The sequence below is a fragment of the Halomonas sp. BC2 genome (assembly GCF_002078115.1).
GTDB lineage: Bacteria > Pseudomonadota > Gammaproteobacteria > Pseudomonadales > Halomonadaceae > Vreelandella > Vreelandella stevensii.
On record NZ_LFGT01000009.1, the window covers coordinates 203,685 to 212,615 of the forward strand.

Consider the following 8,931-nt stretch of genomic DNA (forward strand, 5'->3'; position numbering starts at 1 on the left):
ATGCTTGGTGGGCGGGGCGCACGGCGAAAGCCGTGCGCCCTTTGTTTGTTTATGTGCCCCCAGGGGCTTTGCGTCGCTTTACCATAAAAGGCGGCGGGCGTGTTACTATCGTCTATTGTTTTGATGCGAGGATGCTTTCATGGGTGTTGTGGCCAAGCGGTCGTCAATGATCTTTTACTCAGGTAATGATGATCATTTCAGTCATCGTGTACGCATTGTTCTGGCTGAAAAGGGAGTGGCGGTCGATATCGTCGATGTTGCTGAGGAACAGCCACCTGAAGAGTTAGCGGACCTCAACCCGTACAATAGTGTTCCCACGCTGCTGGATCGTGATCTGGTGCTCTATGAGTCCAAGGTCATGATGGAGTATCTGGATGAGCGCTTTCCTCATCCGCCGCTGTTGCCCGTCTACCCAGTGGCACGTGCTCAAAGTCGGCTGTGGATGCACCGTATCGAACGCGAATGGTGCCCGATGCTCGAGCTGATCCGCACGGGTGGCAAGAAAGAGGCAGACAAGGCGCGTAAAGAGCTGCGCGAAAGCCTGATCGGCATTTCGCCCATCTTCGAAGATATGCCGTATTTCATGAGCGAAGAGTTTACGCTGGTGGATTGCTGTCTGGCGCCCATCCTTTGGCGTCTGCCCGAGCTCAATATCGAGCTGCCGGAGAAGCAGGTGAAGCCGCTGCTGAACTACATGTCGCGCGTATTCGAGCGTGAAGCGTTCAAGGCCTCCTTGAACGAGCGTGAAAAAGAGATGCGCGCCTGAATTCATATGGCCCCTAGCCTGATGGGCAGGGGCCTCACTTGTCAGGAGGAGGGAGACTTATGAAGTCGAGCCGTCCCTATCTCGCCCGAGCCTTGTACGAATGGCTTCTGGATAACGACCTAACGCCTTACCTGGTGGTGGATGCTACGCAGCCGGGCGTAGAAGTGCCGCGCCAGTTCGTTCAGAACGGTCAGATCGTACTCAATGCCGCGCCAACGGCGGTACGCGATCTGTTCATGGAGAACCAGGCAATTGGTTTCAGCGCTCGCTTTGGGGGTCAGCCCATGCAGGTGATGATCCCCATCCCTGCGTTGATCGCTATCTACGCTCGTGAAAACGGGGCAGGCATGGTCTTTGGCCATGAGCCGGAACTGGATGCCGACGAGCTAGAGGGGGGTGAGGAGTCCTCAGCTGATGAAGCTGCACGACCCGAGCTGACCTTGACGGAAGCACCTTCCAAAGAGGCGTCGGATGCATCGACTGCGTCTGAAAAGCCCAAGAAGAAACCGGCTCTCAGAGTGGTCAAGTAGCCGGGCTTTTAGCCTGATTATGGCTAAATGGTTATATTAAAAAAGCCTCGCCAGTCACGCTGGCGAGGCTTTTTGTTGCCAGGACGAAGCTCAGTTCAGGTAATCGAAGACCTTGACGATGCGCTGAATGCCGGCCACGCCGGACGCAGCATTGACGATTCGGTCGGCTTCCTCACGAGTGACCATGCCCATCAGGTACACGGTGGCATTCTCGGTGGTGACTTTCAGCTTGGAAGAGTCGATCTGATCATTGGTGGCAAGGTGGCTGATGACATTGGTGGTCAACCAGGTGTCGGCCAGACGCTGGCTGGCGGGCAGGTTGGCGGCAATGGTCAGTTCGTTGTGCAGCTGATTGACGCCGCGCAGGTTGGAGGCCACGTTGCCTGCCATGCTTTTCAGCTCGTCGCTGGGTACCTGCCCAACCAGAAGCAGGGTGCCGTTGTAGCTATGGGCGCGAATCCGCGCATCACCCAGCCGAGCATCGGCGCGTGACAGGGAGCGCTCCGCTTCGCGTTCGATGGTGGCATCCACGGCTTGGACATCGCTGCTGCGCTGGCCGTAGTTGGAGGGGTTGGAGCCGCTGTTGTTGGCACAGCCGCTGAGCAGCACCGCGCCGCACAGCGTAGCGACCAGAAGGGAGCGAGAAGCAAAACGTAGGGCCATTGAGATGACTCCTTTATCGATATATTCCGTTGACCTGAATGCGCTGTCAGGCAGCGCCGCCAAACAGCTGTTCGTCAATTAAATCACACAGGCAGTGAATCACCAGCAAGTGGACTTCCTGGATGCGAGCCGTCGAGGTGGCGGGGACGCGAATTTCACAGTCGTCCTGGCCGAGCAGCGACGCCATGTTGCCACCGTCACGGCCTGTCAGAGCCACCACCGTCATGTCGCGATCATGGGCGGCCTGGATGGCTTGCACGATATTGGCTGAGTTGCCGCTGGTCGAGATGGCCAGCAGGACATCGCCCGGTTGCCCCAGCGCACGAATCTGTTTGGAAAATACTTCGTTGTAGCTGTAGTCGTTGGCGATGGAGGTAAGCGTCGACGTATCGGTAGTCAACGCCAGCGCAGGCAGGCTGGGGCGCTCGCGTTCGAAGCGGTTGAGCAGTTCTGAAGAGAAGTGCTGGCTGTCGCCTGCGCTGCCGCCATTGCCGCAGGCCAGGATCTTGCCTTCATTGACCAGGCACTGAACCATCATTTGGCTGGCCACTTCGATAAACGGTGGTAGCACCTCGCTGGCATAGGTTTTGGTGTCAATGCTGGCATTGAAGTGGTTGAGAATGCGAGATTGAAAGTCCATCAGGGCTTCCCGGTTATAGAGTATTAATAAGCGTCAAATGCCGCTTGTTCCCATTCGAACGTCAGCGCGGGCGGCATGCCTGTGATCGCTAGAATATCAAAGCGGCAGGGGCAGTCGAGGTCGTGCCTTGCAAGATAGAGCATGGCGGCGCGTACCAGTCGGCGACGTTTCTGTGCCGTCACGGTCTCCAGCGGGTGCCCGTGCTCCGTGGTGGCGCGATGTTTGACCTCGATAAACACCAAAGTATCCCGATCATACATCACCAGGTCCAGTTCGCCGCCCTTCACATGGTGGTTGCTGCTCACCAGTCGAAGGCCTTGCTCCTGCAGCCATTGAGCGGCGATTCGCTCAATGGCTGCTCCTCGGTAGCGTGCGCTTTGCGGGCTACGGCTCATTGCCCAAGAGGCCTGGGATCAGGATGGGGGCGGGAGTGCCGTTCTGGAATTTTGCCCAAGGGAGTTCACGGTGAATGCGGCCGTCGCTGGCCAATGACATGCGACCGGTGCTGCCGTTAAGGCCATTGATGTCCGAGAGGTCCGACATGCGTTTGGCCAGCTCGTAGGCATCGACGCCCATGGCCATGAGGCGGAACATGGAGGCGTCGGACTCGTCGCGCAGCTGCTGGTAGGTAGCGTAGAAAGGCAGGACTTCTTCTCCGCCGACAGCCGCATCAGGAATCTGCCAGGGGATGTCCATGAACATGACGTCGTTGAGGTCCTGGTCCAGACGAGTCTGTCGGCGGCCTTCATGCAGGTGCGAGGTGGCGTAGATCGGCAGGTCAGGGGCGTAATAGTAATCCATGGTGGGCGGTACCTGGCGTGCATAGTCAGGTAGGGCGAGCAGGAACAGGGCGTCGATGTTACCCAGACGAGCCCGTTCGCCGCTGACATTCAGCGCTGTTTGTACCGCATTGGACACCGGGCTGCTCGGGTTGTAGCGCACGGCATTGGTGACTTCTCCGCCCAGACGCTGGTACTCGTTCCAGAAGGCTTCGCCTACTCGGCGGCCCCAGTCATTATCCGGCACCATGACGGCTACCTGGCGGTGCCCGTCCTGATAAGCACGGCGAGCTGCCTGGCGCGCTTCGTCTTCCGCTGACAGCCCATACTGCAGCAGGCGCTGGGCCTGGTTACTAGAGTTGTGCCCGTAGTTGAGCGCCAGCGTAGGAAGTGGAACGCTGTCGCGCTCCTCCAACTGGGTCACCTGCTCCTTGTCGAGTGGGCCGATCAGCAGCTGTGCGTTCATCTGCTCGGCACGGCTGTAGATTTCATCCAGAGAGTACTGAGAGGCGTCGATGAAGGTCAGCTGTACGCCATCATTACTAATTTCATTGTGGCGACGCATGGCCGTGGTCAGCGTGCTGGCCACGCTGCTCAGAGGGCCGGATTCCGGCAGGGCCACGGCAATGCGTCGCACATCGGTGCCTTCCAGCTCCGGCAGTGCGACCTGTACCTCGTCAGGACGCTGATCCAGCGCTTCCTGGGCCCATTGACGGCGCTCTGCCAGCGTTTGCTGCTGGTTGGCTTGCATGGGCAGCTCATCATCCAGCACTTGCGTGGCGCGCAGGACCGCTTGCGGGTCGTTCATGCCGCGGGCCAGTTCCGAAAACAGCATGGCCCAGCGTAAACGGTCAGTATCGCCCAGCTGGGCTTCGTCGATGCTGCTGGCGGCTTCGAAGGCACTTTCTCGCTGGCCCTGGCGGGCCAGGATGTTGGCCGCTTCCAGGCGCGTTTGGGCAGCCTGTTCGGGAGCCTGCTGCTCTGCCTGGCTGAGCAGTCGTCCTGCGTCCTGATCGGGGGCTCGGTCAACGACGCTGGGCGGCTGCATGGCACACCCGGTGATGAGAAGTGCCATGAAGGCAGTGGCCAACAGGCCACGAAGTGACTGTTTCATGTATCCTTCCTTAGTTTCCATTTGCGCTGTCGCGGCCTATGAGCAGGTTGATCTCACGTTGAGTAAGCATAGCGCACCGTCAGGGCAAGCTATTAATAAATCGGGAGTCACGATGACACACCAACCTCCGGGCACATTGTACGTGGTTGCTACGCCAATTGGGAATTTGGACGATCTGTCGCCTCGCGCCGCTCGGATACTTGCCAGTGTGGCGCGCATCGCCGCCGAGGATACGCGCCATAGCGGACGTTTGTTGGCCCATCTGGGGGTCAATACCCCCATGATATCACTGCATGAGCATAACGAAGTGCAGCGCGTGGATAGCCTGGATCGTTATCTTGTGGCAGGGGAAGACATCGCTCTGATCAGTGATGCCGGCACGCCGCTGATCTGTGATCCGGGATTCGTGCTGGTGCGCGAGCTGCGTGCGCGTGGGCGTCATGTGGTGCCCTTGCCCGGTCCTTGTGCCTTGATCGCGGCGCTGTCGGCGGCTGGCCTGCCCACGGATCGCTTCACCTTTGGCGGTTTTTTGCCTGCCAAGTCCAGTGGCAGGCGCCAGGCGCTGGAGCGGTGGGTGGCCCGGGAGGAGACGCTGGTGTTTTACGAGTCGCCTCATCGTATCCTGGCGACGTTGGAGGCGCTGGCAGAGCAGATGCCCGAGCGCAGCGTGGTGCTGGCCAGGGAGCTGACCAAGACTTTCGAGACGTTTTTGCAGGGAACGCCTGCGCAGCTGCTGGAACAGATGGAGCAGGATGCCAATCAGACGCGTGGTGAGTTCGTGATCGTCATTGCCGGAGCGGCGCCCGTCGAGCAGGGTGACGAGCAGGCTGTAGAGGCGGATGCTCTGCTGGCGGCGCTATTGGCCGAGGGTATAGGGGTCAAGCAGGGAGCGGCGGTGGCGGCGCGATTGATGGGGGGCGCAAGCAGCACTGGTATGCCAGATTGCAGGCAATCAAAGGCGAGCATTGAGGCCAGGGCGGGGCGCTGGTATGCTTGCCGCCGGAGTTGGCCAGACAGTCGCCGCTAATATGCTCGCAAGAGCCGTTGGGGGAGGAAAGTCCGGGCTCCATAGGGCAGAGTGCCAGGTAACGCCTGGGCGGCGAGAGCCGACGGAAAGTGCAGCAGAGAGTAGACCGCCTAAGCTTCTGACATCAACCTCAGGAGCCGGTAAGGGTGAAAGGGTGCGGTAAGAGCGCACCGCGCGCCTGGCAACAGTGCGTGGCATGGTAAACCCCACTCGGAGCAAGACCAAATAGGGACCCAATGGCGTGGCCCGCGCTGGGTCCGGGTAGGTTGCTTGAGCGCTGTGGTGACGCAGCGCCTAGAGGAATGACTGTCCACGACAGAACCCGGCTTATCGGCCGACTCCCCATTTCCATGAAAGGCGTGCTGGGCACGCCTTCCCAAATCTTGTGTGAGAGTAACATGCCTTCTGCCGACGCCGATCAGGTCGCTTCCCGTTTTCGTCACACCAGTGTGTTATTGGACGGGGCCGTCGATGCGTTGATCCATGATCCCGACGGTGTCTATCTGGACGGCACGTTCGGCCGCGGGGGGCACTCGCGTCTCATCCTGTCGCGGTTGAGTGAACAGGGCCGCTTGTTGGCCATGGACCGCGACCCACAGGCCATTGCCGCCGCTGCGGAAATCACCGACTCGCGTTTTGAGATCACTCGGCGTGAATTTGCGCGGTTGGCGGAATTCGCCCAAGAGCAGGGCGTCCATGGTCGGTTGTCGGGCATCCTGCTGGATATCGGCGTGTCGTCGCCGCAGTTGGACGATCCCGAGCGTGGTTTCAGCTTCATGCGCAATGGCCCGTTGGACATGCGCATGGACCCCACGCAAGGCGAGAGTGCAGCAAGCTTTCTGGCCCGTGCCAGCGAATCCGAGATAGCCAGCGTCTTCAAGACCTACGGCGAAGAGCGCTACGCCAAGCGGCTGGCCAATGCGGTGGTCAAGCGGCGCGTTGAGCAACCCTTTACCCATACCGTGGATCTGGCCGAGGTCCTCAAGGCAGCCCACCCCGCCTGGGAGAAGGGCCGACATCCGGCAACCAAAGCGTTTCAGGGGCTGCGCATTTACCTCAACGGCGAACTGGAGCAGCTGGATAGCGCGTTGGACGCAGCCCTGGAGGCCTTGGCGCCGGGGGGGCATCTGGTGGTCATCAGCTTTCATTCGCTGGAAGACCGCCGTGTCAAACGCTTCATCCGCCACCATGTCCGGGGAGATACCCACTTGCCGCGCGGCGTTCCCATCCGTGATGATCAGTTGAATCGCCGTCTCGAGGCCTTGGGCAAGGGGAGCCGTCCCAGCGATGAAGAGGTGGATGCCAATCCCCGGGCCCGCAGTGCCGTCATGCGTGCCGCCCGTAAGCGAGCGTGATCATGAGTCTCGAGCGCTTCGAACGATGGCTATCCACGTTGCAGGCCGAGTGGCCATTTCAAGTGCGCCTGCGTCTCTGGCCGCTGGTGTTGATCGCGCTGTTTGTATTATGCCTGTTGACCGCCTTGTCGGTGGTGATGACCACCCACATGACTCGGGTACAGTTTGCCGAGTTGCAGCGTCTGGAGCAGGAGAAGAATCAGCTGCAAACCGAGTGGGGGCAGCTGTTATTGGAAGAGGGTGCCTGGTCGACACCGGCACGCATCGAGCAAATTGCCACGGAACGGCTAGAAATGCGTATTCCAGACGTCAACGATGTTGAGGTTATTCGTCCATGAGACGCGAAGGTCGGGGAGGGAAGTCCCGTCAATATCCCATTGCACCGCCCTTGGCTGGCGGTCGTTTCTTTTTCATATTGCTGGTGGTAGGGCTGGCCTCTGCCATTCTGATTGGTCGTATCACGCTGCTCCAGGTCATCGACCGGCCCTTTTTGCAAAGCCAAGGTGACGCGCGCACCCTGCGTCATGAAGCCATTCCGGCACACCGCGGCATGATCACCGACCGCAATGGGGAGCCATTGGCCATCTCGACGCCTGTGGTGACCCTGTGGGCCAATCCGCAAGAGCTGCCTGGCGATGCCATTCAGCGGGTCATGCTGGCCCAGGCGCTGGGGATGTCGCTGGATGACTTCGATGCCCGGGTCGCACGCTTTGCCAGTCGAGAGTTCATGTACCTGCGTCGCCATATGACCCCGGAAGCTGCCCAGCGAGTGCTGGATCTGCGCACCCCCGGGGTGTATCCGCAGCGGGAGTACAAGCGCTATTACCCGGCAGGGGAAGTGGTGGCCCAACTGCTGGGCGTCACCAACGTCGATGACGTGGGCCAGGAGGGGCTGGAGCTTGCCTACCAGCCTTACCTGGCAGGTCACCCCGGCCAGCGGCGCGTCATCAAGGATCGGCGGGGTCGTTTGGTGCGTGAGCTGGGGGTGATCCGTGATGCCCAGCCAGGGGGCGAGCTGACGCTTTCCATCGACCAGCGCATTCAGTACATGGCCTATCGTGAGCTGCGCGCTGCCGTGACCGAACATGAGGCAGACGGCGGCGTGCTGGTCATGATGGATGCACGCACGGGCGAGGTGCTGGCCATGGCCAATCTGCCCTCCTACAATCCCAATAACCGCGCCGGACTCGACCCTCGGGGGCTGCGTAATCAGGCCCTGGTGGATGTGTTCGAGCCTGGCTCGGTCATGAAGCCACTGGCCATGGCAGCCATTCTCGAAAGCGGCGTGTTCGACCGCGATGTGGTGGTCGATACCTCACCGGGCTGGATGCGCATCGACCAGTTCACCATCCGTGATATCCGTAATTACGGGCAGTTGGATCTGGCGGGTATTCTGGAAAAGTCCTCCAATATCGGCATGTCGCGGCTGGCGCTTCAGCTCAGCGATACGGCGATCTGGGAAAAGTACAATCAGTTGGGCTTTGGGCAGGGACCGGGCACCGGTTTTCCTGGCGAGTCCACGGGTAGTCTCCCGGCGCCGGTGCGGTGGTCGCGCAGTGAGCGTGCGGCGCTCTCCTATGGCTATGGCTTATCGACTTCTGCGCTGCAGATTGCCAGTGCTTACACGGCATTGGCCAACGGCGGCGAGCGCCTGCCGCCCTCGCTATTGAGGTTGTCCGAACCTCCCCCTGGTATTCCGGCTATTTCGCCCAGCGTTGCAGATGATCTTCTGGACGTGCTGGAAACGTCCGTGGGAGCCTACTCTGGTGGGCGTCGTGCGCGGGTCGAGGGCTACCGGGTAGGTGGCAAGACCGGTACGGTGCGCAAGAGCGGTCAGCAGGGTTACGCCACGGATGCCTACCGCAGCGTCTTTGCTGGCATTGCCCCTATCTCTGATCCGCGCATCGTCACGGTGGTGATGATCGATAACCCCCAGGCGGGGCAGTTTTATGGCGGGGCAGTGGCGGCCCCCGTATTTTCCAGCGTCACCGGCAACGCGCTACGTTTGCTGGATGTGCCGCCCGATCATGACGTTGAATAGCTTTCAAGGAGTAGGC

At 60.4% G+C, this 8,931-nt stretch carries 9 protein-coding genes, 1 other RNA gene and 1 pseudogene; 7 read left to right on the plus strand and 4 right to left on the minus strand.

Going from position 1 to position 8,931, the window contains the following annotated elements:
* Positions 1–139: 139 nt before the first annotated feature.
* Together sspA and B7L71_RS07380 are read left to right on the plus strand one after the other, a co-directional pair.
* Entirely contained in the window at positions 140–766 is a 627-nt protein-coding gene (gene sspA, locus B7L71_RS07375) for a stringent starvation protein SspA (RefSeq protein ID WP_026001643.1), read from the plus strand.
* A gap of 59 nt (positions 767–825) precedes the next feature.
* Positions 826–1,296 (plus strand): ClpXP protease specificity-enhancing factor, encoded by a 471-nt coding sequence (locus B7L71_RS07380; protein ID WP_039177413.1) that lies wholly within the window; start codon positions 826–828, stop codon positions 1,294–1,296.
* 90 nt (positions 1,297–1,386) lie between these two features.
* Here the strand turns inward: B7L71_RS07380 and B7L71_RS07385 are convergent, their stop codons facing one another.
* From B7L71_RS07385 to B7L71_RS07400, 4 genes are read right to left on the minus strand one after another with little or no spacing between them, the layout of a single operon-like run.
* Entirely contained in the window at positions 1,387–1,959 is a 573-nt protein-coding gene (locus B7L71_RS07385; protein ID WP_016913506.1) for a BON domain-containing protein, read from the minus strand.
* 46 nt (positions 1,960–2,005) lie between these two features.
* Complete coding sequence (locus B7L71_RS07390) at positions 2,006–2,599, minus strand: phosphoheptose isomerase (RefSeq protein WP_016913507.1); 594 nt, start codon at positions 2,597–2,599, stop codon at positions 2,006–2,008.
* Between the two features lie 23 nt (positions 2,600–2,622).
* Positions 2,623–2,994 (minus strand): YraN family protein, encoded by a 372-nt coding sequence (locus B7L71_RS07395; protein WP_016913508.1) that lies wholly within the window; start codon positions 2,992–2,994, stop codon positions 2,623–2,625.
* The gene (locus tag B7L71_RS07400; RefSeq protein ID WP_016913509.1) at positions 2,984–4,492 is read right to left on the minus strand and encodes a penicillin-binding protein activator; all 1,509 of its coding nucleotides are present in this window, start codon (positions 4,490–4,492) and stop codon (positions 2,984–2,986) included. Before B7L71_RS07400 ends, B7L71_RS07395 begins: the two co-directional genes overlap by 11 nt.
* Positions 4,493–4,604: 112 nt before the next feature.
* Here B7L71_RS07400 and rsmI point away from each other — a divergent pair.
* The 5 genes and pseudogenes from rsmI to B7L71_RS07425 all read left to right on the plus strand — a co-directional run bounded on the left by rsmI (position 4,605) and on the right by B7L71_RS07425 (position 8,915).
* A pseudogene (gene rsmI, locus B7L71_RS07405) lies at positions 4,605–5,461 on the plus strand (16S rRNA (cytidine(1402)-2'-O)-methyltransferase).
* Positions 5,462–5,493: 32 nt separating this feature from the next.
* Positions 5,494–5,865: RNase P RNA component class A (gene rnpB / locus B7L71_RS07410), an RNA gene on the plus strand.
* Between the two features lie 52 nt (positions 5,866–5,917).
* Positions 5,918–6,874, plus strand: a complete 957-nt coding sequence (gene rsmH / locus B7L71_RS07415; protein ID WP_170919456.1) for a 16S rRNA (cytosine(1402)-N(4))-methyltransferase RsmH — start codon at positions 5,918–5,920, stop codon at positions 6,872–6,874.
* A 2-nt stretch (positions 6,875–6,876) separates the two neighbouring features.
* Positions 6,877–7,212, plus strand: a complete 336-nt coding sequence (ftsL, locus tag B7L71_RS07420) for a cell division protein FtsL (protein WP_016913512.1) — start codon at positions 6,877–6,879, stop codon at positions 7,210–7,212.
* On the plus strand, positions 7,209–8,915 hold the full coding sequence (locus B7L71_RS07425) for a peptidoglycan D,D-transpeptidase FtsI family protein (protein ID WP_081137046.1): 1,707 nt from the start codon (positions 7,209–7,211) through the stop codon (positions 8,913–8,915). The genes ftsL and B7L71_RS07425 overlap by 4 nt, the downstream gene beginning before the upstream one ends.
* Positions 8,916–8,931: the final 16 nt, after the last annotated feature.

Excerpts from the sequence above, each read along its gene's own strand:
- B7L71_RS07395 (WP_016913508.1), bottom strand. The coding sequence starts at position 2,994 with ATGAGCCGTAGCCCGCAAAGCGCACGCTACCGAGGAGCAGCCATTGAG.
- B7L71_RS07380 (WP_039177413.1), top strand. The coding sequence starts at position 826 with ATGAAGTCGAGCCGTCCCTATCTCGCCCGAGCCTTGTACGAATGGCTT.
- B7L71_RS07400 (WP_016913509.1), bottom strand. The coding sequence starts at position 4,492 with ATGAAACAGTCACTTCGTGGCCTGTTGGCCACTGCCTTCATGGCACTT.
- B7L71_RS07385 (WP_016913506.1), bottom strand. The coding sequence starts at position 1,959 with ATGGCCCTACGTTTTGCTTCTCGCTCCCTTCTGGTCGCTACGCTGTGC.
- B7L71_RS07425 (WP_081137046.1), top strand. The coding sequence starts at position 7,209 with ATGAGACGCGAAGGTCGGGGAGGGAAGTCCCGTCAATATCCCATTGCA.
- sspA (WP_026001643.1), top strand. The coding sequence starts at position 140 with ATGGGTGTTGTGGCCAAGCGGTCGTCAATGATCTTTTACTCAGGTAAT.
- ftsL (WP_016913512.1), top strand. The coding sequence starts at position 6,877 with ATGAGTCTCGAGCGCTTCGAACGATGGCTATCCACGTTGCAGGCCGAG.
- B7L71_RS07390 (WP_016913507.1), bottom strand. The coding sequence starts at position 2,599 with ATGGACTTTCAATCTCGCATTCTCAACCACTTCAATGCCAGCATTGAC.
- rsmH (WP_170919456.1), top strand. The coding sequence starts at position 5,918 with ATGCCTTCTGCCGACGCCGATCAGGTCGCTTCCCGTTTTCGTCACACC.